The sequence below is a fragment of the Achromobacter sp. 01N37 genome, assembly GCF_056399725.1.
Genome location: NZ_JBFTRX010000003.1, coordinates 585,400 through 609,156, shown reverse-complemented (window position 1 = coordinate 609,156; position 23,757 = coordinate 585,400). Strand labels below are relative to the sequence as shown.

Sequence of the window (23,757 nt, the reverse complement as noted above, 5' to 3'; positions counted from 1 at the left end):
AAGGCGAATTCATATTAAGTATGCGCAAGTAAACCAAATGAAATGGTGGAAATTACGCGCACCCAGCCCATGCAAACAGAACCCAAAAATGCCCGGCCCTACCCGCCTTCAGAACGCTGACTTTGTCGCGCAATAATGCTTAACATCGCTGATCAGGACGGGATTGTACGTGGCATTAATTGCTAATACTAATAATTCGTTTTATTTCCCATTATTGCCGAACATGCTTGCGAATATTATTAATTGATTATCTATTCTTCGCTTTAATATCAGTCTTCTAGAAACCCCAACGTACGCAACTCGGCGATGGCGCCGCGCTCTTCTTCGCGCCGGGCTTTGGGCGCCGCCAGCGACACGGTCAGCAACCGCGTGGAATCGCTGGACGCATCGAAGCTCTGCAAGACGCTGTGAGCCAGGGGAAAAGCTTGCGCAAAGCCAGGTTCCAGCGCGTGATGACCCGCGTAGCGCCCCCCCTTATCAACGATCACCTGCGTCTGCGGGTCGCGCTTGATCAAATGCAATGGCACGCCTTCGCAGCGCAACCCAAGCAGCTTGGCTTCGCTGATATCCAGCGCCCAATCCGTCTGCGCGTAAAACGCCGCGCGCGCCGTCTCGAAACGTTCAAGCAGGCCCACGTCCTTGCAGAACGCGGTGGGCGCCAGATTCAGATTGAGCTTGCCGATTTTGCCGACGAGTTTGACGCGGCGAAAGAACCCGGCCCACACCAGCAGGATCGGGTTGGTGGATAGTTCTTCCACCACCACATCCTCGAAGATGCACGGCATGATCTCCGAATTAACAGCACGGCATTTCGAGATCCGCACGCCCTGCACGCGCGACATATTTTCGGGAATCTTCACCATCGACAATCCACAATTGTCGAACGTGCAGTCATGCAAATTCAGATCGTGAAAATGGGATCTGCCTTTGTCGAACGCCATCTCGAACGTCGCGCCATTAATGCAATCCATAACTCTCCGATTGACGTAGTGGGCTGGATGGGCGCTCGCGCCGCGCTTATTGCGGACGCGCCGCCGACATGGCCTTCAATTGCGCGCAGGTCTTTTCCTTATCGGCGGCACTGAGCGAAGCCAGTTGACCCTTGGCCGCGGTGTAGGACTGCGAGAAAGTGGAATCGAAATCGGCGGCGGCCATACCTTGAGCGCTTGTCGCCGCCCTCTGCTGCTGCTTCATCTGCTCAAGCTGCGCGGCCGTATAAGCGTTGCAGTACTCGGCGGCGGCGTGCATCTGGCCGCTTAGCGCCGCCATGTTCGGCATTTGACCCGGCATCTRACCCGGCGTCGCCTGCTGGGCCACGGCAGCGCCGCCACTCAAGGTCAGCGCGGCGGCAAGCAGAATGGCCTGACGGCGATGCAAAACAATGGCGCAAGCTTGCTTGAGAATTTGCAATTTAAGCTCCAACACAAAAAGGGGATGGGGTTTGCGCCACGGCATGTGACGATCAAAGCGGGAGCAATATGCCTTAAGTCGTGTAATGGGTTTATGAGCCGATGCAACAGTGTGTATCACCCACCGCGATCACGTCGTTGCCGCAATATTCGAGCGCCGCAAGCGCGCACGCAACGTCTCTTCCAACTTACCTAGACCGACATCGCCGCAACCCACCAGCGTGAGCTCTTGTAGTTGAGACAGATCCCCCAACACATCAATGTCGGCAATTCGCTTGCAGTACTGAATGTTCAGCTTCTCCAAATTCGATAGCGCGGCAATGGGACGAATCGTGTGCAATATTCCTTGGTTCTTCACCTGCAGCGACCGCAATCCGCCAAGCTGTTCTATACCTGCCAGGGTTTCCAAGGTACGGCCGTTAACCAAGCCAAGCGCCACCAGCTGCAATCGCGCAAGACGATCGAACACTGACGCATCGACCGGCACGTTCCACAGGTTCAGTTCCTTAAGCGGCAGTTGCAATGCCCGATCCAACATGACGCCGCGCCGATCCGGAACCGCCGTTAGCGACATCAACGCCGGAAAATCTTCCGGTTCAAATCGCAACGCCGCCCCCACGGTCAGGGACTCCAGCCTGGGCATCGCGCCGCCCTTCCACGTGTAAGTGTTTTGACTGGGATGCAGGGAAAGGTGGCGCAGGCTGTCGGGAAACATGTCCGCGCGCAAGCCCGTCATGACACTGGGGTCGATGGCGCCCGGCCCCATGGATAAATCCACCAAGGATGGCAGCCGCGCGATGAGTGCGGGCATTTCGGTCAACGGATCGCCGTGCGGCGCCCAGACATGCACGGATTCAATCTGAGCCAGCGTGGCCGCATCCGGCGGCGCGTCGTAAAACACCACGGGTTTGTTCGGCACCTGCAATTGCGCACCCTGACGGCTATGCATCAACCCCCAGGTTTGATCGCGGCCGGGCTGCGGCGTCGAAAACGGGACGAATGACATGCGGCTTTCCGGTGAATGTTGGAGCACCAGTTTACGTTCAAGTTCGACACATTCTTAGGCGCCCGATGTATGTCATTTAGTTACCGAGCAGTCCCCGATTTAACCGACTTTCTATAGAATGCTGCCGGTGCCGCCACCAGGAGATCTTCATGACACATCCCCGTCTTGCAATACTTGCTGCCGCCGCCCTGCTGTCGGGTTGCGTGGCCGGCCCTCGTCCCGCCACCCTTTCCCCGGAACTGCAAAAAGCGTTGGACACGCCTCTGTATTGCAACGAGGCATCCGAGTGCAAACTGGTTTGGGAACGCGGCATTTACTACGTGGCGAATAATTCCCGGTGGCGCGTCATGGCCGAAACCTCGAACCTGATCGAGACCGAGTATCCGGACAAAGGGTATTACGGGCTGGCGTATCGCATCACCCGCGAGCCGATGGGCAATGGCCGGTATCGCATCTCGACCCAAGCCTGGTGCGGTTTGAAGGATTGGCAATGCAAGCCGCATGCCGATGAAGGTGTGGCGCGCGCCAAGTACTACATGATGACCGGCCAATCGCAGGACAAGGCGCGGTAATCAGCATGAAGCGGGGCCACCACGTGGCCCCGTCAATAGCCTAGCCCGGTATCAATGACCCGTTGAATCGCCCTGACGGCTGGCTTCAAACAGGAACCACGTGCGCCGTTCGGTTTCGTCGATCCAGTTTTCGATCAGGCTGGAACTGGCGATGTCGCGGTGCTCGTCGGTAATGTTGTGGGCCTCGCGTAGCGCGGCCGCCAGCATTTTGTTGTCTTCCCGCAGCTCGGCCAGCATATCCAACGGCTGGACGTAATCGGCGTCGTTGTCAGACACCCGCTGCATGCGCGAGATATGCCCGATCGACCGTAGCGTGGTGCCACCAATCTTGCGGATGCGTTCGGCAAGGGGGTCGGTCATGGCGAACAGCTGGTCGCCTTGCTCATCCAGCAGCAAGTGGTAGTCACGGAAATGCGGCCCGCTGACGTGCCAATGGAAGTTCTTGGTTTTCAGATACAGCGCGAACACGTCGGCCAACAGTTGGTTCAGCGCGGCTGAGATATCGCGGGTAGCGGCCGCCGCCAGATCGGTGGGCGTCGCCAGCGGCAGCTTGCGCCGCTCTTTCAGCGTCTTGGTGGTTTTCTCATTCAGTTTCTTGGCCATGGCAGTCCAGATGAGTTCCAGGAAATCTGATGCTACTGCAAACTACCGGCCGCCATGAGTGGTACTAGACGCTTGATTTGAAAGCGAACTTTGCCAATGTGACGCCCATGCCGGGTGCGCCTGTGGTCCATCACGCAGGCCGATAAACACGATGCCCGGCGATGGAAGGTCATCGGGCGGCGTCGATTGCGTGTCGAAGCGCACGCGGCGGCCCGCCCATTGCACCAGCACCCACCCGTGGCGATCCGTCCTGACCCAGCCCTTTGCCCGCAACAACTGCCTGGGCATGGCCCGAAGCCGGCCCGCCAGTTGATCGGCATTCAGCACCGCCGGGGCCTCCCAGAACCAGCTTTGGAAGGGATGGTCGGGCGCGGCCTGATGGAGGTCGCCATGGACCCCGCCATGGCCTGCGTCGTGACCTGCGCCATGCCCCCCACAATGCCCCCCGCCGTGGCCGCAGTTCGCCTTCGCACAATCACGGGACGCATGCCCCGCGGGTATTGCCTCACCCGACAAGCCCCGCAAGTCCACGCGCCCTTCCCGCGTTTCGACCATGGCCGCGCCACGCGTTTCGTCTTTCAGCCACTGCCTCACCTGCCCCAGCGCGTCGGGCTTCACCAGGTCAGTCTTGTTCAGCACCAGCAGATCCGCCGCCTGCAACTGCCGCGCGACGGTGTCGCTTAGCAAGGGGTCAGAAGCCAATGCGCGCACGTTCGCCGCATCCACCAGCACCACCACGCCTTCCAGTTGCAGCAGCGGGTCGCACATGCCGACCTGCGCGATGCGGGACGGGTCCGACACGCCGCTAGCCTCGATCACGATCCATTCTGGCAAGGGGTCCAGCGCCAGCACGCGCGCCAGGGCGTCGTCCAGACCGCCCGCCATCGAGCAGCAGACGCAGCCGTTGGCCAGCCGGATCACTTCATCCGCGCGCCCGGCGAGCAGCCCGGCGTCGATGTCGATAGGGCCGAAGTCGTTGACCAACACCGCGGCACGGCGGCGGCTATTACGCAGGACGTGATTCAGCAACGTCGTCTTGCCCGCCCCCAGAAAGCCGCCCACCACCGTCAGCGGAATGCGCGCTGCATGGGAAGCCGCCATGTCAGGCTCCTTCCAACGACAGCGGGCGGCCGCCCACCACCGTACCCAGCACGGCGACGTCTTTCAGGCGTTCGGCAGGCACCGTGGCGGGGTCGTCTCCCAACACGCAGAAATCCGCATACTTGCCCACTTCAATGGAACCGACCAGATGGTCCAAATGCAAGGTGTAGGCCGCGCCCAAGGTGACGGCGTGCAGCGCCGCATCCACGCTGATGCGCTCAGACTCGCCAAGAATTCGGCCCGAGGCAGTTTGACGATTGACGGCGCACCACGCGGTGAACAAGGGCCCAAGCGGCGTGATCGGCGCGTCTGAATGGATGGAAAACGGCACGCCGGCCCGCGCCGCCGACGCACACGCGTCCATGCGGTTTGCGCGGTCAGGACCCATCGTCAGCGCATAGTGCGCGTCGCCCCAGTAGTACAGATGGTTGGCGAACAGGTTGACGCACATACCCAAGCTGGCCATGCGCCGGAACTGGGCGGCGTCGGCCATCTGGCAATGCTGCAAGGTGTGGCGGTGGTCACGGCGCGGGGTGCGGCGCAGGGCCAGGTCTACCGCTTCGATGGCGCGCTGCGTGGCTTCGTCGCCGTTGGTGTGGATGTGCAATTGCACGCCTGCATCGTGATAGGCCTGCACGGTGGCATCCAGCTCGGCGGGCGCAATCACCCAGATGCCATTGGGCGCGCCGTTGTAGTAACCGGGCCAACGCACCCGCGCGGTGAACCCCTGGATGGACCCATCCACCACCAGTTTGACCATGCCCAGGTGCAGCTTGTCGTGGTTCAAGCGCTTGGCGGCCGACAGCTTTTTCAGGCACTTCGCGGGGTCGCCGGCATACGTCAACGCCGACGCGGCGGGCACGATGCGCACCGGGTAGTCGGCCTCGGCAGTGATGCGCGCCAGCGTCGCCAGCCCGTCATCGCCCAGCTCATTGACCAGATCCGTCGCGGTGGTCACGCCCGCCCACTGCGCCACCTTGCCGAACATGCGCAGCCCGTCTTCCGACAGCCCTACGGTACGGAACGGGCTGCCGATCAGCCGCATCACCGGGAACATGGCCGCAAATTCACAGAGCTCGCCACTGGGGCGGCCATCTTCCATGCGGGTCACGCCTTCGATGTCAGTGTCGCGGTCGATACCCGCGCGGGCCAACATCGGCGAATTCACGTTCATCAAATGCATGCTGGCATGCATGACGACAATCGGCCGCGTGTTCGATACCGCATCCAAGTCCTGGACGCGCATGCGCTGGCCATCGAAGAAGATGGGGTCAAAGCCCCAGCCGATCAACGTTTCGCCCGCAGGCAGACTGCGTTCGGCTTCGCGCAAGCGGCCCGCTACCGCGTCAAAGCTTTTCAGGCCGCTCCATAACCGGCCATCGGGCCCACGGCGGTCGTAGAAGCCCACGTAGACGAACTTCCACATCCCGCCTTCCGGCAGGTGGCAATGCCCTTCGACCAGGCCGGGCATCAGAACCTTGTCCGCGTACCGGTCGTCAACCTGCGACGGCCCCCATCCGGCTAAGTCTTCTTTACTGCCCACGCCCAGGATGCGGCCTTCTTTCACCGCCACATGCGTTGCGCGCGGCTGCGCCGGGTTCATGGTCAGGATGCTGCGGGCGGCGTAGATCGTCACCTTGGCATTGCTGGGATGGCTTACGTTCATGCCTTCGTGCCGGGTCATCGATGCTTCCTTCTGACGGTTGGATTCAGCCGGCAAGCGGCGCCACCAGGGCGCCGTCGCGGACTTCGACAAAATGGCAGGCCACACGGTGGCCCGATACGACTTCGCGCAATGCCGGTTCGTGCGTGGAACAGACGGCTTGCGCGGCGGGGCATCGTCCGGCAAAGCGGCAGCCGGGCGGCGGGTTGACCGGGCTGGGGGGATCGCCCATCAGCCGCACGCGGCGGGCGGCCGATTCGCGCCCGCCCTTGACGGTGGGCACCGCTGACATCAGCGCCACGCTGTAGGGATGCAGCGGGCGCGTGAAGAAGGCCTGGCGCGAGGCTTGCTCGATGATCTTGCCCAGGTACATCACGGCGATGTCGTCGCAGATGTGTTCCACCACCGCCATGTCGTGCGAAATGAACAGGAATGACTGGTTCTGCTCACGCTGGATACGGCGCAGCAGGTTCAGGATCTGCGCGCGAATGGCGATGTCGAGTGCGGACACGGGTTCGTCGCACACGATCAGGTCGGGCGCACTGGCAAGCGCCCGCGCCACGTTCAGCCGCTGCCGCTGGCCGCCCGAAAACTGATGCGGAAACAACTGGCGCTGTTCGGGCCGCAAGCCCACCAATTCAAACAAGCTGGCCACGCGCGCTGCGCGTCCGCCAGGCGGGTCGATATGCATCAGGTCCAGCGGCGCCCGCACGATATCCTCGGCACGCTGGCGCGGGTTCAACGACGAATACGGGTCCTGGAACACCAATTGCAAACGGCGGCGCATCTGCCGCATCGACGATGCGCCCAACGCGGTCAGGTCGGTGCCGTCGAAATGGATGGAGCCTGATGTGGGGTCTGCCAGACGCAGCACGGACAGCGCCGTGGTGGTCTTGCCTGAGCCGGACTCGCCCACGATGGCCAGCGTGCGTCCGCGGGCCAGATCGAACGACACGCCATCAACCGCCTTGACCACAACGGGCTTGCCGTCGCGGCCCCGGCCGCCTACTGGAAAATGCACGGCCAGGTTGCGCACGGACAGCAATGCGGGAACATTCGGCTGCGCCATCATGAAGCCTCCTGGTAAAGCCAACAGGCCACGTCTTGGCCTTGCGCCACAGACGTCAAGGGCGGAAACTCGCTGCGGCAGCGTGCAAGCGACTGCCCGCAACGATCCAGAAAAGGGCAACCCACGCCGCGATCCCACACGGATGGCACCACGCCGGGAATCTCGGGCAAGTCCGGGCGCACGTCGTCGGGTTCGCGGTCCAGCTCGGGCAGACAGGCGATCAAGCCTTGCGTATACGGGTGGCTGGGTTGCGTCAGAATCTGCCGCACACCGCCCTGCTCCACCACGCGCCCGCCGTACATCACGACAACACGGTCGGCCATTTCCGACACCGCGCCCATATCGTGAGTGATCAACAGCATGGCGGTGCCACGCCGCGCCTGCTGGTCGCGAAGCAGATCGAAAATCTGCGCCTGCACGGTGACATCCAGCGCGGTGGTGGGTTCATCGGCAATCAGCACGTCGGGGTCGCAGGCCAGCGCGATGGCGATCATTACCCGCTGCCGCATGCCGCCAGACATCTGATGCGGGTAGTCATCCACCCGCCGCTCCGGCACGGGAATGCCCACCGACTTCAGCATGCCAATAGCGCGTGTGCGGGCCTCGGCCTTGCTCAGCCCCTGATGCAGCCGCAGCGGCTCGGCAATCTGGTCGCCCACCGTATAGACCGGGTTCAGCGCGGTCATGGGTTCCTGGAAGATCATCGAGATCTTGTTGCCCCGCACCCGGCGCATGGCTTCGTCATCGTGCAAGGCCAGATCCGCACCCGATAAGCGCACGCGGCCGGCGCCGATGCGGCCCAGCTCCGGGATCAAGCGCATGATGGCCAAGGCGGTCATGCTTTTTCCGCAGCCAGACTCGCCTACCAGGCACAGGGTTTCGCCGGCGCGCAATTCGAAGCTGACCTGGCTCAAGACCTCTGCCACGCGTCCACGCGAACGGAACTCCAGGCTTAGCGACTCCACCTCCAGCACGGGGCCGCCCTTGTGCACGCCCCTTTGCTCCCCCCTGTCCGCTTCCGGTATTGCCTCCATGCGCGCGTTCATGACCGGCCTCGCGACTTGGGATTCAATGCGTCATTCAAGCCATCGCCAATCAGGCTCACGGCCAGCACCGTCAGAAAGATGGCCGCGCCAGGCAATGTCACCGCCCACCACGCAGTCAGGATGTACGGGCGGTTGCTGCCAATCATCAGGCCCCAGCTCATGATGTTCGGGTCGCCCAGCCCCAAAAACGACAAGCCCGCTTCGAAGAGGATGGCGGTGCCGATGGCGAGCGTGGCCGAGACGATCAGCGGCGCCAGCGCATTGGGCAAAATCACGCGCCAGATGATGCGCGGATCGCCCGCCCCAATGACGCGTTCGGCCAGAACGTATTCGCGGCGCTTCAAGCGCAGAAATTCTCCGCGCGCCAGCCGCGCGGTGCCCGTCCAACTGACCACGCCAATCGCCACCGCAATGGTCGCCAGCGACGGCGAGAACAGCGTGACCAAGACCATCGCGAAGAGCAAGGTGGGCAGGACCTGAAAGAACTCGGTGATGCGCATCAGGGTCTCGTCCACCCAGCCGCCGTAGTAGCCGGCCAACGCACCCACCGTCAGGCCAATGGCCATCGACAGCACCGCGGCCACCACGCCCACCAGCAACGTTGCGCGGCCGCCGTAGACCATGCCGGTCAACACATCGCGGCCCAGGTAGTCGGTGCCTAGCAGCATTTCACCACCGGGCGGCTCCATCGGTGCGCTGGCGATTTCAAACGGGTCTGCCTGCATCAGCATCGGGCCAAAGATCGTCACCGCCAGAATGACCGTCAGCAGCAGCACGCCAATGATCGCCGACGGATTGCGCGCAAACACGCGCAGGGCCTCATAGGACTGCCGGGCCGGCGCGCGGGATGGCGCGGGGACAACAGCAAGGGGAATCGCGGAAGGCGCTTGGCTCATGATGTCTTGATCCTCGGGTCGATCAGCCGGTAGGCCAGATCCGTTAGCTGATTCATCACCACGACCAGCAGCGAGGCGAACAGCAGGATGCCCAGCAACGTCGGGTAGTCGCGCCTGAGCACGGAATCAAACGCCAGCCGGCCCAACCCCGGCCAGTTGAAAACCGTCTCCACCAGGATCGCGCCAGCCAGCACGTTGCCAAATTGCAGGCCTAGCATCGTCACGACCGGCAACACCCCGTTGCGCAAGGCGTGCTTGTACAGCACGATGCGCTCGGGCAGCCCCTTGGCGCGGGCCGTGCGGATGTAGTCAGCGGACAGGGCTTCCATGACGCTGGCGCGCGCCAGCCGGCTGTATTGCGCCAGGTACACAAACGCCAGCGTGAACGCCGGCAGCGCCAGATGGTGCAACACGTCCACCACGCCCGCCCATCCGTCTTGCGGCCCGCCGGCCGACCGCATGTCGGACACCGGAAAGACCGGCAGCACGGACGCAAACAGGATGATCAGGATGATGCCCGTCCAGAACACCGGCGCCGAATAGCCCACCACCGACAGCAGCGTGATGCCTTGCGACAGCGGCCCGTTCGGCTTCCTGGCGGCCAGCGTGCCCAGCAACGTGCCGACGATGAATGCGCTGAGCACAGAGGTCACGACCAATAGCAGCGTGGCCGGCACGCGTTCCCAGATCAGCTGCGCCACCGGCACGTTGAAGAAGTACGAATAGCCCAGATCGCCGCGCAACACCTGCGACAGATACAGGCCCAGCTGCACCAGAAACGGCTTGTCCAGCCCGTACTGCGTGCGCAGTTGCGCGCGCAGGTCTTCGCTGATGCCGCCCATCGAACCTGCAATGGTCTCAACAGGATCGCCCGGTGAAATATGGATCAGCAGAAAATTCAGCGTTACCACGGCCAGCAGCAAGATGGCCGCATAGGCAAACCGGCGAAAAATAAATCGCAACATGGCGGCCCCGTCCTACTGAAGGTAGACGTCGTCCAGGGGCGACAACATGCCCCAGATCCCCTCGGGCATGCCGTGCACCTTCTTCGACATCAGCGTGTGATACGGAATGACCGTCAGAAAATCGATCGGCACGTCTTCCGTTACCAGGCGCTGGAACTCCGCGTACAGCGCGCGGCGCTTTTCCACATCGGTCTCCGTGCCCGCCTGCTCCAGCAGCGCGTCGACTTTCGGGTTGGCGTAGGACTGGGTGTTGGTCCAGATGATGTCGCGGATGTTGCTCGACAAGTACGTGCGGTGCACGCCAATGACGGGGTCGCCCCAGTTGAAAACAATGTCCGTCGTCATGTCGAAATCGTGGCTGGCGATGCGTTTGGCCCAGGTGGGAAAGTCGGGCGAGGCGCGAACCTGCACCGCGATGCCCACCTTCTTTAACTGGCTGCGCAAGTATTCCGCCACGTTCTTGCCCTGCACGTCAGAACCCGGCATGTAGTCCACCGTCAGCGTCAGGCGCTCGCCCTTGGCGTCCTTTTTGAAGCCGGCCTCTTCCAGCAGTTGTTCGGATTTCTTCAAATCCAGCGGATAACGCGTGACGTCGGGCGTGGCGAAGGGGCTGGTGCCAACAATCGGGCCGTCGGCGGGCTTGGCAAAGCCCGCGTTAAGCGCCTTGGTGATGAAGCCCTTGTCGGTGGCATGCGCAATGGCCTGCCGCACGCGCACATCGTTCAGGGGTTTGCGCGCCGTATTGAAGGCCAGCCAGCTTAGCGCGCCAATTCCTTCGTAGCCGCGGCTAGTCATCACGATGGCGGGGTTGTCTTTTGCGCGCCGCAAAATGGTGGGCTCGGTCATGAACGGCAAGGCCGCAATGTCACCGCGTTCCAGCCCGATCAGCAGGTTTGTTGCATCAGGATTGATCTTCACGACAACCCGGTCCAGGTAGGGCTTGCCGGGCAAGAAGAATTTATCAAAGCGCTCCAGCACGATCTCCTGGCCGGGCTTGAATTCCTTGAACTTGAACGGGCCTGAGCCCACCACATCCGCCGAGTTTCGAGGATGCGTCTTCAAGTCCTGCCCATCGTCGTAGATGTGTTTGGGCAGCACCGGCATCAATGCGGGCGACAAAGCCAGCAGAATCGCCGGGTGCGGCTGGCTCATGCGCAGCACGGCGGTATAGGCGTCAGGCGTATCTACCGCTTGCACCGGCGCAAGCATGGTCTGAAACGGGTGGTTCTTCTTTACCGCCATCACCGAGAACGCCACGTCGGCGGACGTGACCGGCTTGCCGTCGTGAAACACGGCGTCTTTGCGCAGGTGCAGCGTCAGGGATTTGCCGTCGGGCGCCAACTCCCACGATTCCGCCAGATAGGGTTGCGGCTTCCAGTCCGCGTCGTAGCGCAAGGGGCTGGCGAACAATTGCGCGCTAGGCAACGCGGTGGCGGTGCCCGACTGCACCGCGCCGTTCAGGTGCCGGGGCACTTGTGTCGACCCCACCACCAATGTGCCGCCGGGTTTGGGTGTTTGCGCAGCGGCGGCGCCTGCCGCCGTCGCCAACACCATCAGAATCGTGGCCAAGCCTTGTCGAGCGCTGCGCATGATTTGCCCCTTGATGTGTTGCGATCAGCCATTCATTGGATGGCTTAGGTCGAAGGGTAGCGACCCGATGAAGCAAGCCTTAGTACCAGACCACCGGAATCACTGGTACCAGGCTGCTCATCATTGCTTCACTGCGCAGCGCAACAAGAAACGCGGCGCTTACTGCGGTTCAATCTTTGCGTCGACGGCACGCTGCGTCCAGATCTGGCGCTGCGCCTGGGCGAACGACTGATGTTCGGCCACCGTGTTGGGCGACACCTGCATGCCCAGCGATTCGAAGCGCTGCAACACGTCAGGTTCGCGCAGAATCGCCGCAACTTCCGTGTTGAGCTTCTGCACGATGGCGTCCGGCGTCTTGGCCGGCGCGGCAACGCCCACCCACACCACCAGGTCAAAATTCTTGTAGCCCAGCTCGGCAAGGGTCGGCACGCTTGGGAATGCCTTGGCGCGCTCATGACCGGTGTACGCCAGCCCGCGCAACTTGCCGCTTTGCATGAACGAGGTCACGACAGACAGGTCGGCGAAAAGATAATCGACGTGGCCGCCCAGCAGATCCGTCACGGCCGGCGGCTGGCTCTTGTAGGGCACGCCGTTGGCGGCGGCGCCGGCAACCGTGTTGAACGTGGCGCCGGCAATCTGGCTGGTGGGCGAGCCGTAGGCGTAGTTCAAGGGCTTGGCCTGCGTGGCCTTGACCAGTTCCGGCAGCGTCTTGTAGGGCGCATCATCGCGCACCACCAGCATCATCGGAATGGTGGCGATGCGCACGATATGGATGAAGTCGCCCGTGGGGTCGAACGGCAGCTTGCGAAACAAGGCGGGCGTGGCCGAGTGCGTCGAGCTGCTGGTAAGAATCAGCGTGTAGCCGTCGGGCTGCGCGCGTGCGGTGAACGACGAGCCGATCGTGCCGGAGGCGCCCGGCTTGTTCTCGATCACCACCGGCACGTTCAGGCGCGGGCCCAGCTTTTCCGCAATGATGCGCGCGCTGGTGTCGGTGGCGCTGCCCGGCGAGAACGGCACAACGATGGTGATGGGCTTGTCGGGATACGACGATTGCGCTTGCGCGGCGGCCCAGGGCAGCACGCCGCCCAGTGCACCCAACGCGCCAAGAACAGTGAAGGTGCTGGCAGCCRGCAGGCGGCGGCGCGGTGCACCGAACGGTCGAGTCATGCTTGTCTCCTGTTGGGGCCGCGGGTCGGCCCTCTTGAATGCATGCCCGTATGATGCTCGCGCTGCGCTTATCCCAACAAGGGACTAATTTTCATAGACTTATTCCAATCAAGGATTAATGCTCGTCGCTCTGCCGTTGGCGCAGATAGTCTTCCGTGCGCGCTAGAAAGGCCGACGCGGCCAACGACAAACGCGCGTTGCGGCGCTGGATAAGCCAAAGTTCATGCCCATGCTTGCGAGCGCCATCAATGGCCAGAATGCGCAAACCCAGTTGCCGCGCAAGATCGCAGGCATAGCCCGGCACCACCGTGATGCCCAACCCCGCGCCCACCAGCTTCAGCACCGAGATCAGCATGCCGGCCTCGATGCGATACCGGAATTCCAGGTTCAGGTCAGCCGCCACCCGGTCCAGGCTGCGCCGCACACTGTAGACGTTGCGCAGCATGATGTGGTCGTGCGCGGCCACATCCGCCCACGTCACCGCACGCTTGCGGGTCAGCGCGTGGCGTGGCGCGCACACGGCGTACATGGTGTCGCGATAGATCACCCGCGTGGTCAGCTCTTCCGAAGGCGTCTCCAGCGACACGATGCCAAAGTCGGCGCGCCCGTTGCGCACGTGTTCGATGGTGTCGTCGGTAGAGAGCTCAAAGAGGTCCAGTTTCACGCTGGGATGGGCGCGGTGGTAGTCCGCAACCACCTCCCCCAGCAGACCGGCCATCATGAGCGGGGACGTGGCCACGCCCACGGTGCCGCGTTCCAGTGTGCGCAGGCCCGCCATGCTGCGCTCGGCGGCGCGCACGGTGCCAAGGATCTCTTGCGCATAGGCGTAGAAATCTGCCGCGCCGTCGCACGGCGTGACGCTGCGTGTCGAACGCTCGAACAACGGCTGGCCAACTTCGGCTTCCAGTTCGGCGCACAGTTTGCTGACCGCCGACTGCGTCACGAAGGCCGCGCGCGCGGCCGCCGTGAAGCTGCGCAGTTCGTACAGCGCGCAGAAGACGCGCAATTGCTTAAGAGTGATGTTCATGGTCGAAGTCGCCGCATGGCGCCGCCGGCCATGCCGGCCTTAGCGCGCAGGCACGAGCATATCGCGATCGGCGTCCTGGCGCGGGGCTTGCCGGCTGATTTCACCTGGCGTACGCGAGAAGCGCACGGGGATACCGCAAGCCATCAACGGCCCTTCGGTGGGATGGTCCACGCGCTGGAAAAATCCGGTCGCCTGCAAGTGCGGGTCGTCAAACAGGGCTTCGGGCGTATTGACGCGCGAATGCGGAATGTCGGCATCCGCCAGCAGCGCCAGCCACTGCTCAGTGCCTTGCAAGGCGACGATGTCAGCCAAATCCTGATAGAGCGCGTCGAAATGGCGCGCGCGCGACGCGGCGTCGGCATAGCGCGCATCCGCCGCCAGATCGGGGCGCTGGGCCAGCGCAAAAAAACGCCGCCATTGGGCGTCGGTATACGGCAGCAGCGCCAGGTAGCCATCCTGCGTGCGGTAGGGCCGGCGCTGTGGCGACAGCACGCGGCTGTAGCCCATGGGGCCAAGCGGCGGAACAAAGCTGTGGCCGCTCAGGTGCTCCACCAGCGTGAACGACACCAGCGTTTCAAACATGGGGACCTCGATGGCCTGCCCCTGCCCCGAACGCTCTCGCTCGTACAACGCCATCGGGATGGCGTAGGCCAGCGTCAGCCCCGCCACCTTGTCGGCAAGAATGGTGTTCACATACGCGGGCGCGCCGCTGTTGCGGCCTTGCAGATCCGCCAGCCCGCTCATGGCCTGGATGATGTCGTCGAACGCGGGGCGCGCGGCGTATGGGCCGTTTTGGCCAAAGCCTACCGCTGAACAATGGATCAGCCGGGCGTTGCGTGCGCACAGCGAGTCCGCGTCCAGCCCCAACCGCGCCAGCGCTGCCGGACGCACGTTCGATACGAAGACATCGGCCCCGTCGATCAGGCGCAGCAGGGTTTCGCGATCGGCCGGCGTCTTGGCGTCCAGCGTCACGCTGTATTTGTTGCGATTCAGGTTGAGATAGGCAGGCCCCATCCCAGCATGCGCGGCCGGGGCCGACGTGCGAAACACGTCGCCCTCGGGCGCCTCGACCTTGATGACCTCGGCGCCCATGTCGGCCAAAATCTGCGTGGCGTACGGGCCCATCGCCACAGAGGTCATGTCGATGATGCGCACGCCCTGGAGCGGACCTGCCATTACTTGGGCTCCCCGTGCTGCTTGCGCGTCAGGAAAGGCTCCATGTAGCGGCGCGGCTCGTCGGTGGTGAAGGCGTCACCGAAGGCGTCCACGCTGCGGTCCAGCCCGGCTTCGATGGTTGATTCGCTCCAGTAGCGCAGCAGCGCCTTTTGCGAACGCACCGCGCGCGGCCCGCTGGCCGCGATCGGTGCCACCGTGCGTTCCACCAGCGCATCCAGTTCGCCCGTCTCGCAAACGAATTCCAGGAAGCCCCATTGCTTTGCCTGGGCGGCATCCACCGTCTCGCCGGTGAGCAGCAGCCAGTTGGTCGGGCCAGGTCCGATCAGCGCCGGCAGCAGCACGGCGTGAATCACCGACGGAATGCCGACACGCACTTCCGGCATGCCAAACACGGCGTCCGCCGACGCCAGCCGGATATCGCAAGCCGCCGCCAGCTCCATGCCCGCGCCCAGACAAAAGCCCGGCAGACGCGCAATAGTGGGCACCGGAATGGCGGCCACGGCCTCGCAAAGATCGCGCAACCGCGTGATGAAGGCGCGCGCCCCCTGGGGATCAAGCTCGGCCATCTCATAGATATTGGCGCCGCCTACGAAAGCCCTGTCGCCCGTCCCCCGGATGACCACGGCGCGGGCGTCCTCTTGCGCTGCGATCCAGCGCGCCGCGTCGATCAAACTGAGTGTGACCGCCGACGCCAGAATGTTCAGGCTCTTGGCGTCGTGAATCTGCAAGGTATAGACGCCACGCTCATCGCGCGTGACGCGGGCGTGAGAAAAAGAAGGAATGGGCGCAGTCATGGAAGCTCCAGCTTGAGGTGTGACTACCGATGCTAATGGCGAGGTTTGATCACAACAAACAAGTAATTTTCATGGAATAAGTCTGGAATGGAATAAATGGGGGCTTTGAGCTGCCACGTGATTCCGATAAGGCCGACGCTCACTCCTGCGACGGCGGGGCACCCGGCTCAAGCTCACGAGCGGCGGTGCGCAAGACGAACTTCTGGATTTTTCCGGTCGCGGTTTTCGGCAAGGCGCCGAACACCACGGTGCGCGGCGTCTTGAAACGCGCCAGATGTTCACGGCACCAAGCAATGATGTCTTCCGCCTGGCAAACGGCGCCGGCCTTCAAAGTGACGAAGGCGCACGGGGTTTCGCCCCAGACGGGGTCAGGGCGCGCAACGACCGCCGCTTCAAGAATGTCCGGGTGCCGATACAGCACGTTTTCAATCTCGACCGTGGAAATATTTTCGCCGCCAGAGATGATGATGTCCTTTGCCCGATCCTTGATTTCGATATAGCCGTCGGGGTGCACCACGCCCAGGTCGCCCGAGTGAAACCATCCTCCCGCGAAGGCTTCAGCGGTGGCCTCGGGATTGTGCAGATAACCCTTCATGACCGTGTTGCCCCGCAGCACGATCTCGCCCAGCGTCTCGCCGTCCGCAGGCACTGGCTGCATGGTGTCGTCCACCACTTGCACCGCCTCAAGGTTGAGTTTGCGCACGCCGATGCGCGCCTTGCGCGCTGCGCGCTCCTGCAAAGGCAACGCGTCCCAGTCGTCATGCCACGCACAACTGATGGACGGGCCGTAGGTTTCCGTCAGGCCGTACAAATGGGTGACGTCCATGCCCAGCTGTTCCATGGCTTCGATGATGGCGGCGGGCGGAGCCGCCCCGCCAGTCATAGCCTGAACGCGATGCGCCATGCGCCGGCGGACGGCAGGCGGGGCGTTGACCAACATATTCAGCACGACGGGCGCCGCGCAGAAGTAGCCCACGCGGTGGCGCTCGATGGCGTCGAAGATCGCCCCGGGTTCAACCCGCCGCAGGCAGACGTTGGTGCCGGCCAGCGCGGCCATCGTCCATGGAAAGCACCACCCGTTGCAATGGAACATCGGCAACGTCCACAGGTAGACCGCGTGCGGAGGCATGCCGCAGGCCAGAACGTTGCCTGTGGCGTTCAGGTACGCGCCGCGGTGGTGATACACCACGCCTTTGGGATTGCCGGTCGTGCCCGAGGTGTAATTCAGGCTCAGGCTATGCCATTCATCCTGCGGCCAGTCCCACGGCGCATCAGCGGGTTGCGCAGCCAGCCAGGCTTCGTATTCGGCATCGCCCAGGTCACCGTGGCTGCCCGCGTATTCGGCGTCTTCGATACGCACCGTGCGGGGCGGCGCGGGCAGGCGCTCGAGCACGTCGCGTACCAGGCCGGCGTATTCGCTGTCGTACAGCAGCACGGATGCGCCGCCATGATCCAGGATGAAGGCCAGCGTGCTGGCATCCAGCCGCGTGTTCAGCGCGTTGAGCACGGCGCCAGCCATCGGCACACCAAAGTGGGCTTCGTACAGCGCGGGTATGTTGGGCGCCAGAACCGCGACGACGCCGCCCTGCCCCACGCCCCAGGCACGCAGGGCCGACGCGAACCTGCGACAGCGCTCATACGTCTGGCCCCAGCTTTGGCGGTGTTCACCGTGCAACAGCGCCGCGCGCTCAGGGTATACGCTGGCCGCCCATTGCAGAAACCCCAGCGGCGTCAGCGCCTGGTGGTTGGCGGGGTTGGGCGGCATATCGGATGTCATTGCGGTCATTGCGCTCTCCTAGCGGGCTGCGGCCGCCAATCGTGCGGACTCGCGCTGCGCGGCCTCCCATCCCAATGCGGCCAAGGGGGCCACGCGCGCGCCCATCTCCTGCCCATCGGACGCGGCGGCGTTGCCCGCAAGCGCACGGGCATACACGCCTTGCAAGATGGCGGCGATGCGGAAGAAGCTGTAGGCCAGGTAGAAATCCCAGTTCGCGGGCGGCTCAAGGTTTCGCGCGCCGCAGTAAGCCCGGACGAACTCCGCCTCGCTGGGGATACCTAGCGCTGCCAGGTCCAGGCCGGCGACGCCGCGCCATAACGCCGGTGGAATACGCCAGCACATGCAGTGGTAGGCCAGATCGGCCAAGGGATGGCCCAGCGTCGACAATTCCCAGTCCAGCAAGGCGATGGCGCGCGGCGCGACAGGATCAAACACCAGGTTGTCGATCCGGTAATCGCCGTGCACAAGACGCGTTTGATCGCCCGCGGGCAAATGCTGCGGCAACCAATCGATCAGCGCATCCATGGCGGGAATTGCGGTGGTCTCCGTGTCGCGATACTGCCGCGTCCAGCGGGTGACCTGCCGCGCGAAGTAGTCCCCGGCCCGCCCGTAGTCCGCCAGGCCCACCGTGGCGGGGTCCACCGCGTGCAGCGCCGCCAGCACGCGGCCGGCTTCGGCGTACAGCGCGGTGCGTTCCGCGGGCGCTACGCCCGGCAGCGCCGGGTCCATGAATACACGGCCTTGCGCGTAGCTCATCAGGTAGAACGGCGTGCCCAACACGCTGGAGTCGGCGCAGTAATGCAGCATGCGCGGCACGGGCACCCCGGTGCCGGCCAGCGCTCCCATGACCCGGTATTCCCGGTCGATGGCGTGGGCCGACGGCAATAGCGTGCCCGGCGGCTGTTTGCGCAAGACGCGAATGCCCGTGTCGTCTTCCAGCAGATAGGTGGGGTTGGACTGGCCGCCCGTCAGCGGCCGGACGCGCAGGCCGTGCGCCGCGCCCAGGCCGTGGGCAGACAGATAGCGGCTCAACGCTGGCAGCCACTCTGGCGCATCCTCCGGCACCGCTGTGTGGGCGCTCATACCAAGGCCTTACGCGGGGCGCCCGCCTCGTCCCAACGCCAGAACGCATCGCCCTCGTCCATCAGGTAGCGGGCCAGCACCATCTTGTGGACCTCTGACGCGCCGTCCACCAGCCGGGCCTGACGCGCGTAGCGGTAAATCCATTCCAGCGGCGTGTCCTTGGAGTAGCCGCGCGCGCCGTTCAGCTGCAAGGCAGTGTCGACCACCTTGTGCAGCGTTTCGGAGACGACGATCTTGGCCATTGAGATTTCCTTGCGCGCGTAGTCGCCCTGGTCCAGCCGGGCGGCCGCGCGCATGGTCAGCAGGCGGCCGATTTCAATCTGCATGGCGGCATCGCCCAACAACCATTGGACGCCCTCGCGGTCAGCCAGCTTCTGCCCGAAGCTGCTGCGTGCTTCCACGTAGTCGACGGCCACCGCCATGGCGCGGCGCGCCAGGCCCAACCACCGCATGCAATGGGTAAGGCGCGCCGGGCCCAGCCGGATCTGCGTCAGCTTCAGGCCGTCTCCCACGTTCATCAGGCGGTTCTCGTCGGGAATTTCCAGCCCGTCGAATTCCAGCTCGCAATGGCCGCCGTGTTCCTCGGGCCCCATGATGGGAATGCGCCGCTCGATACGCCAGCCGGGTTGGTCAGCGTGAAACAGGAAGGCGGACAGGCCCTTGCGCGTATCGTCCGAGGTGCGCGCGATCAGGATGAAGTGCTTGGCCGCGCCTGCACCGGTGATGAACCACTTGCGGCCGTTGATGACCCATTTGTCGCCGTGGCGGGTGGCGGTGGTGCGCATCATGGACGGGTCTGAGCCGCTTCCCGGGCTGGGTTCGGTCATGACGAAGGACGAACGCACCTTGCCGTCGATGATGGGCTGGAGCCAACGGTCTTGCTGATCGGGCCGCGCCACCTGCGCCAGCACGCGCATGTTGCCGTCATCGGGCGCCGCGGCATTGAACGCTGCCGGCCCGAAAATGGAGCGGTTCATTTCTTCGTAGCAGGCGGCAAGACCGACCATCGGCAGGCCTTGGCCACCGCGCGCCCGTGGCATCTGCAATGCCCACAAGCCGGCTTCGCGCGCCTTGGCGCGCACACGGTCAAGCACCGCCTCGTCGATGTTCTCGTGGGCATCGTAATGTTGGCGGTCGGCTTCCAGCGGGATCAACTCTCGGTCGACAAAGGCGCGTACCCGCGTACGGTAATCATCCCATTCAGGGGGCAGGGAAAAGTCCATCGAAGCATCTCCAGATAAAGGGGATTCGGTTCACAGCGAACTGGTCAGGTGGCCGCCATCAACATCGATGACCGCGCCCGTCATGTAGGCAGAGGCGTCCGACGCCAAGAGCAGCAAGGGTCCGTCCAGGTCCTGCAAGCGGCCCAGGCGGCGCTGAGGGATGCGTTTGATCAGCGCCTCGCCAGCGGGCGTAGCGAAGAACTCACGGTTCAGATCGGTGCCGATGTAGCCGGGCGCCAGCGCGTTCACGCGGATGCCGTAGCGCGCCCACTCCAGCGCCAACGCGCGGGTCAGGTGCAGCAGGCCTGCCTTGGCTGCGGTGTAGGCCGCCACGTGCGAGGCCACGCGCTGCCCCAGAATGGACGCGATATTGATGATGGCGCCCGGCCTGCCCTGGCGCTGCCAATGCCGCGCTGCACACTGCGCGACGCGCCATGCGCCGTTGAGATTGACGTCGATCAATCCTGTCCACTCGTCATCAGACAGGTCGAGCGCGGCGCGTGTCATGGCAACGCCGGCATTGTTGACAACAATGTCCACCGGCCCCAGCGCGCGCTCCACCTGATCGAAAGCGGCCTGCACGCTGTCGGGTTGCGTGACGTCCATCCCGGCGACGCAGGCTGCGCCGCCGAGTGCGCGAATGTCCCGTGCCAGCTCTTCGCCCAGTTCGGTGCGCCGGCCGCACAGCGCGACCCGCGCACCGGCTTCGGCCAGGCGCAGCGCAAAGTGCCGCCCCAAGCCGCTGTAGGCGCCGGTCACCAGCGCCGTCTTGGATTTCAGATCATCGAACATGGGTCTGGCCTCCCGGGTCTTTTGCCACGGCATCCCCACCCCCGCCCGGTCCGCGCAGCAGGGACGACAAGGCATCCGGCACATCCAGTTCAAATCGCAACACGGCGCTAGCGAGCGACTTGCCGTAGTTATCCAGGGCCAGGCTGCGTGAAACACCGCCCCCCAACGCCCCTTCCAGCACAAAGTTCAGCACGCCCAGGCCGTCGACCTCATAGCGGGTGATGGGGCCGTGGACCGCCTGTTCGTTGTAGATGCCACGCAGCGCGTCGGTGCTGAGCGCCTGCTTGATGTAGGGATAGAACTCGGGTTCGTAGGCGATCACCGCGATGTTCGAGGTGTTGCCTTTGTCGCCGGAACGCGTGTGTGCGATTTGGCGTAACGTGACTTGCATGTCGGCTCCTTCAAACGAAATCGATACGGCATTGCACGGATTCACGCGGCGTCAGCGCAGACCACAGGCCGATGACCTCGCGCACGCGGTCTTGATGTGGCACCCGCTTGCCGGTGGACGCCAGCCCGCAGACCGCCATGCCATCGACTTCGCGGCCGATCTTCTCGGCCTCGGCCCGCGATGCGCTGCGGGCGGCGATGCGCACCGCCACTTCGGCCGGCTCGCACGCGGCGGGTGACGACGCGGCGCCATGCACGGCATTCACACCAATGAAGTCAATGCGCAAGGCATCGGCGCGCAGGCCCACGATGCGAAGGCGTTCTCGCAGGATGGTCTCTGCCAGCCGCGCCTTGTCCACGCAGCCGGGGCCGGCGAAAAAGAACATGTCTTCGCCAATGTAGCCCTCTGTGCAGCCCAGCGATACCTTCAGCGTTGGCGTGCGCGGGTGCCCGGCGATGCCGCTGACGCGCACGCGGTCGGGGCCGATCTGCTCCAGCCGCGCGCCCGTGAAGTCCACCACCACGTCCGGCGTGATGTAGCGAGCCGGGTCATGAACTTCATAGAACATCTGCTCTTTGACCGTGCGCAGGTCGATGCACCCGCCGGTGCCTGCCACCTTGCCGATGTAGGCCGTCCCGTCGGCTTGCACGTCGGCATAGGGAAACGCCAGGTTCCAGGGCTCGGCCACATCTTTGTAGCCGGGGTCGCTGAAATAGCCACCGGTGACTTGTGCGCCGCATTCCAGCAAGTGGCCGATGCCGCTGCCCTGCCCCAGCCGCGTCCAGTCATCGTCGCGCCAGCCAAAGTGATGCATCATTGGCGCCAGAAATAACGACGGGTCCGCCACCCGGCCCGTCACGACGATATCGGCGCCCTGGTCCAGCGCCTGGACGATGGCGCTGGCGCCCGCGTATGGCTCGGCTGAAATCAGGCTGTCGGCAACCGACGCCACGGGCGCCCCGCTTTCCATCAGGGTGACGCCACTTGCCGCGATGGTGGGGCTCAGGTCCGTGGCGCTGACCGCCGCCACGCGCGCGCCCTTCCAGCCCAACTCGGCACACAGCTCGGCGATGCGTTGCGCAGCGCCAACCGGATTGATCCAGCCTTGGTTGGACACGATCCGCGTACCGCGCTTCATGCAGTGCGGAAGAACGGCGCGCATGCGATCGTCAAGCCAGGTGTCATAGCCCGGAAAGGCCGGGTCGCGCCGCTTGCGCACCTGGGCGGCGGATACCGTGGCTTCCGCCATCGTCTCGAAACACAGGAAATCCAGCTCGCCCCGTTCGGCGTTCCAGCGCGCCGGATCAATGCGGTCGCCCCACCAGCCCGCGCCCGAGCCGATGCGCAGCGTTTGTTTTCTATTCATCATGTCTTCCTCTTGCTCTGGTTCGTGCCGCTCATTGCGGCTGAATACCGGCATCGCGGATCACCTGGCGCCATTTGTCCGTGTCCGCACGGATGATGGCGGCATACTCCTGCGGCGTATTGCCCTCGGGAATCGCGCCCAGCGCTTCGACCTGCCCGCGCAATGCCGCGTCTTGCATGCCGTCCGCGACCGCCTGCCGGATGCGCGCGATGACGGGCGCGGGCGTGCCAGCCGGCGCCAGCAAGCCGAACCAGGAGTTCACTTCGTAGCCGGGCAGCCCGGATTCCGCTACCGTCGGCACGTCCGGCAGCATCGGCACCCGCTGCGCCGTCGTCACGGCCAACGCCCGTACCGCACCCGCCTTGATCTGGCCCATGGCCGAAGGCAGGTTGTCGAACATGAGCTGCACCTGCCCACCAATCAGGTCGGTCATCGCAGGGGCTGACCCTTTGTACGGCACATGGCGGATATCCACCTTGGCCAATCGGTTGAAGAGTTCACCCGAAAGATGAGGTGAGCCGCCCAGGCTCGTGGACGCGAAGTTCAGGCTGCCGGGCTGGCGGCGCGCCTGCTCGATCAGTTGCGCCACGCTGGCCGCACCGGCTTTGGCGTTCACCAGCAGCACGTTGGGCGAATTGGCCACCAGCGTCACGGGCGCGAAATCGCGGTTGGCGTCGTACGGGATCTGCGCGTACAGGAATTGGTTGCTGGCTTGGGTGCCCACGGTGCCCATCAGCAACGTGTAGCCGTCCGGCTTGGCGCGCGCCACCGCCGCTGCGCCGATACCGCCGCCCGCGCCGGGCCGGTTTTCCACCACGATGCTTTGGCCCAGCCGGGTGGCAGCGTCGCGGGCGACGAGCCGCGCCAGCAGATCGGTGGTGCCGCCCGGCGGAAACGGCACCACCAACGTGATGGGGCGTGTGGGCCAGTTGGTGGCATCTTGGGCGTGGACGACGGGCGCGGCGTGCAACGCCAGCGCCGCGGCAGTCAGAAGAGCAAATCTGCGCATAAGGGTCTCCGGATTCGAGGGAACGGAAAAGC

At 64.2% G+C, this 23,757-nt stretch carries 23 protein-coding genes; 1 reads left to right on the top strand and 22 read right to left on the bottom strand.

The window, feature by feature from the left end; all coding sequences use genetic code 11:
- Positions 1 to 269: 269 nt before the first annotated feature.
- The 3 genes from AC1DSJ_RS08965 to AC1DSJ_RS08955 all read right to left on the bottom strand — a co-directional run bounded on the left by AC1DSJ_RS08965 (position 270) and on the right by AC1DSJ_RS08955 (position 2,415).
- Positions 270 to 971 (bottom strand): hypothetical protein, encoded by a 702-nt coding sequence (locus AC1DSJ_RS08965; RefSeq protein ID WP_054425664.1) that lies wholly within the window; start codon positions 969 to 971, stop codon positions 270 to 272.
- Positions 972 to 1,017: 46 nt separating this feature from the next.
- Positions 1,018 to 1,410 (bottom strand): hypothetical protein, encoded by a 393-nt coding sequence (locus AC1DSJ_RS08960; RefSeq protein WP_476760301.1) that lies wholly within the window; start codon positions 1,408 to 1,410, stop codon positions 1,018 to 1,020.
- A 129-nt stretch (positions 1,411 to 1,539) separates the two neighbouring features.
- Entirely contained in the window at positions 1,540 to 2,415 is an 876-nt protein-coding gene (locus tag AC1DSJ_RS08955) for a leucine-rich repeat domain-containing protein (RefSeq protein WP_441371306.1), read from the bottom strand.
- Between the two features lie 149 nt (positions 2,416 to 2,564).
- On the opposite strand from AC1DSJ_RS08955, the gene AC1DSJ_RS08950 reads away from it, so the two are divergent.
- Positions 2,565 to 2,987 carry a hypothetical protein gene (locus AC1DSJ_RS08950; protein WP_156336804.1) on the top strand — a complete coding sequence of 141 codons (423 nt, stop codon included), beginning with the start codon at positions 2,565 to 2,567 and terminating at the stop codon, positions 2,985 to 2,987.
- A 51-nt stretch (positions 2,988 to 3,038) separates the two neighbouring features.
- Here the strand turns inward: AC1DSJ_RS08950 and AC1DSJ_RS08945 are convergent, their stop codons facing one another.
- From AC1DSJ_RS08945 to AC1DSJ_RS08855, 19 genes are all read right to left on the bottom strand, one after another.
- Positions 3,039 to 3,590: a Dps family protein gene (locus AC1DSJ_RS08945; RefSeq protein WP_054425669.1), complete on the bottom strand. Its 552-nt coding sequence runs from the start codon at positions 3,588 to 3,590 to the stop codon at positions 3,039 to 3,041.
- Between the two features lie 42 nt (positions 3,591 to 3,632).
- A complete protein-coding gene (locus tag AC1DSJ_RS08940; RefSeq protein ID WP_441371305.1) occupies positions 3,633 to 4,691 on the bottom strand; it encodes a CobW family GTP-binding protein in 1,059 nt (352 codons plus the stop codon).
- Between the two features lies 1 nt (position 4,692).
- On the bottom strand, positions 4,693 to 6,357 hold the full coding sequence (locus tag AC1DSJ_RS08935; protein ID WP_441371319.1) for an amidohydrolase: 1,665 nt from the start codon (positions 6,355 to 6,357) through the stop codon (positions 4,693 to 4,695).
- A 43-nt stretch (positions 6,358 to 6,400) separates the two neighbouring features.
- The gene (locus tag AC1DSJ_RS08930) at positions 6,401 to 7,426 is read right to left on the bottom strand and encodes an ABC transporter ATP-binding protein (RefSeq protein ID WP_175168492.1); all 1,026 of its coding nucleotides are present in this window, start codon (positions 7,424 to 7,426) and stop codon (positions 6,401 to 6,403) included.
- Positions 7,423 to 8,457: an ABC transporter ATP-binding protein gene (locus tag AC1DSJ_RS08925; protein WP_054426334.1), complete on the bottom strand. Its 1,035-nt coding sequence runs from the start codon at positions 8,455 to 8,457 to the stop codon at positions 7,423 to 7,425. Before AC1DSJ_RS08925 ends, AC1DSJ_RS08930 begins: the two co-directional genes overlap by 4 nt.
- Before the next feature lie 8 nt (positions 8,458 to 8,465).
- Entirely contained in the window at positions 8,466 to 9,365 is a 900-nt protein-coding gene (locus AC1DSJ_RS08920; RefSeq protein WP_441371304.1) for an ABC transporter permease, read from the bottom strand.
- Complete coding sequence (locus AC1DSJ_RS08915) at positions 9,362 to 10,330, bottom strand: ABC transporter permease (RefSeq protein ID WP_054425679.1); 969 nt, start codon at positions 10,328 to 10,330, stop codon at positions 9,362 to 9,364. The genes AC1DSJ_RS08920 and AC1DSJ_RS08915 overlap by 4 nt, the downstream gene beginning before the upstream one ends.
- Positions 10,331 to 10,342: 12 nt before the next feature.
- Positions 10,343 to 11,920, bottom strand: a complete 1,578-nt coding sequence (locus AC1DSJ_RS08910) for an ABC transporter substrate-binding protein (protein WP_175168491.1) — start codon at positions 11,918 to 11,920, stop codon at positions 10,343 to 10,345.
- A gap of 159 nt (positions 11,921 to 12,079) precedes the next feature.
- Positions 12,080 to 13,087, bottom strand: coding sequence for a Bug family tripartite tricarboxylate transporter substrate binding protein (locus AC1DSJ_RS08905; RefSeq protein WP_476760300.1), 1,008 nt, complete (start codon positions 13,085 to 13,087; stop codon positions 12,080 to 12,082).
- A 115-nt stretch (positions 13,088 to 13,202) separates the two neighbouring features.
- The gene (locus tag AC1DSJ_RS08900) at positions 13,203 to 14,114 is read right to left on the bottom strand and encodes a LysR family transcriptional regulator (protein ID WP_441371302.1); all 912 of its coding nucleotides are present in this window, start codon (positions 14,112 to 14,114) and stop codon (positions 13,203 to 13,205) included.
- Between the two features lie 39 nt (positions 14,115 to 14,153).
- A complete protein-coding gene (locus AC1DSJ_RS08895; protein ID WP_441371301.1) occupies positions 14,154 to 15,290 on the bottom strand; it encodes a CaiB/BaiF CoA transferase family protein in 1,137 nt (378 codons plus the stop codon).
- Positions 15,290 to 16,084, bottom strand: coding sequence for an enoyl-CoA hydratase (locus AC1DSJ_RS08890; protein WP_427947320.1), 795 nt, complete (start codon positions 16,082 to 16,084; stop codon positions 15,290 to 15,292). Before AC1DSJ_RS08890 ends, AC1DSJ_RS08895 begins: the two co-directional genes overlap by 1 nt.
- A 139-nt stretch (positions 16,085 to 16,223) precedes the next feature.
- Positions 16,224 to 17,870, bottom strand: coding sequence for an acyl-CoA synthetase (locus tag AC1DSJ_RS08885; RefSeq protein ID WP_441371300.1), 1,647 nt, complete (start codon positions 17,868 to 17,870; stop codon positions 16,224 to 16,226).
- 9 nt (positions 17,871 to 17,879) lie between these two features.
- Positions 17,880 to 18,944, bottom strand: coding sequence for a phosphotransferase family protein (locus AC1DSJ_RS08880; RefSeq protein WP_441371299.1), 1,065 nt, complete (start codon positions 18,942 to 18,944; stop codon positions 17,880 to 17,882).
- Positions 18,941 to 20,167: an acyl-CoA dehydrogenase family protein gene (locus AC1DSJ_RS08875; protein ID WP_342067251.1), complete on the bottom strand. Its 1,227-nt coding sequence runs from the start codon at positions 20,165 to 20,167 to the stop codon at positions 18,941 to 18,943. Before AC1DSJ_RS08875 ends, AC1DSJ_RS08880 begins: the two co-directional genes overlap by 4 nt.
- Positions 20,168 to 20,197: 30 nt before the next feature.
- Complete coding sequence (locus AC1DSJ_RS08870) at positions 20,198 to 20,959, bottom strand: SDR family NAD(P)-dependent oxidoreductase (protein WP_342067250.1); 762 nt, start codon at positions 20,957 to 20,959, stop codon at positions 20,198 to 20,200.
- Positions 20,949 to 21,350 carry an AtuA-related protein gene (locus AC1DSJ_RS08865; protein ID WP_342067249.1) on the bottom strand — a complete coding sequence of 134 codons (402 nt, stop codon included), beginning with the start codon at positions 21,348 to 21,350 and terminating at the stop codon, positions 20,949 to 20,951. Before AC1DSJ_RS08865 ends, AC1DSJ_RS08870 begins: the two co-directional genes overlap by 11 nt.
- Before the next feature lie 10 nt (positions 21,351 to 21,360).
- On the bottom strand, positions 21,361 to 22,716 hold the full coding sequence (locus tag AC1DSJ_RS08860) for an acyclic terpene utilization AtuA family protein (protein ID WP_441371318.1): 1,356 nt from the start codon (positions 22,714 to 22,716) through the stop codon (positions 21,361 to 21,363).
- A gap of 31 nt (positions 22,717 to 22,747) precedes the next feature.
- Positions 22,748 to 23,725: a Bug family tripartite tricarboxylate transporter substrate binding protein gene (locus tag AC1DSJ_RS08855; RefSeq protein WP_342067247.1), complete on the bottom strand. Its 978-nt coding sequence runs from the start codon at positions 23,723 to 23,725 to the stop codon at positions 22,748 to 22,750.
- Positions 23,726 to 23,757: the final 32 nt, after the last annotated feature.